At 75.0% G+C, this 959-nt stretch carries 1 protein-coding gene; it reads left to right on the forward strand.

Annotated features, from left to right (window positions below; genetic code table 11):
- Window positions 1–78: 78 nt before the first annotated feature.
- A partial coding sequence (locus tag Mam01_RS36040) for an SDR family NAD(P)-dependent oxidoreductase (protein ID WP_373868749.1) occupies window positions 79–959 on the forward strand: 881 nt, incomplete at its 3' end.

The raw sequence follows: 959 nt of genomic DNA on the forward strand, positions 1-959 counted from the left end.
GGTGCGCCGTCGGAGGGACCGTCGTCCGCGGAGTCGTCCGGGGCGTGGGCCGAGGCGCCGTCTGGGGTGCTTTCGGGGATGCGGTCGGTGGTGGCCGGGGTGTTGGAGCGGGTGCAGGAGTGGGTGGCTGTTCCGGAGCCGGTTGGGCCGTTGGTGGTGGTCACGCGGGGTGCGGTGGGGCTGCCGGGTGAGGACGTGGATGTGTCGGTGGCGCCGGTGTGGGGGCTGGTGCGGTCGGCGATGGCCGAGTGGCCGGGCCGGTTCGTGCTGGCCGACATCGACGGGACCGCCGAGTCGGAGGCGGCGCTGGCCGCCGCGGTTGCCACCGGTGAGCCCGAACTGCTGATCCGGGCGGGCCAGGTGCGGGTCCCCCGCCTGACCACCGTGACCCCCGAAACTCAGCCGGCGACCCGCAACTCCGCCTCGGCGACCTCCGGCTCCGAGCAGGCGGCTCTCGGGTCCGAACCGGTCGACCTCGGCTCCGCATCGGCGACCCCCGATGCCGGGCAGGCGACCTCGGGCTCCGCCCAGGTGGCTTCTGGCTCCGGGGCGGTGGGCTTTGGTGCTGGGTCGGTGGTGGTGACCGGGGGTGTTGGCGGGGTCGGGGCGCGGGTGGCGCGGCATCTGGTGACGGCGCATGGGGTGCGGTCGCTGGTGCTGGCCGGGCGTCGTGGTCCGGACACGCCTGGAGCCGGCCTGCTGGCGGCGGAGCTGACCGAGCTGGGTGCGCGGGTGCGAGTCGTGGCCTGTGATGTGGCCGACCGGGACGCGGTGGCGCGGTTGCTGGACGGGGTGCCGGACCTGACGGCGGTGGTGCACGCGGCCGGGGTGCTGGACGACGGGCTGATCGAGTCGCTGACCCCGGACCGGCTGGACACCGTCTTCGCGCCCAAGGCCGACGCGGCCTGGCACCTGCACGAGCTGACCCGCGACCGCGATCTCAGCGCCTTCGTCCTGTT

The organism is Microbispora amethystogenes (assembly GCF_016863015.1).
Lineage (GTDB): Bacteria > Actinomycetota > Actinomycetes > Streptosporangiales > Streptosporangiaceae > Microbispora > Microbispora amethystogenes.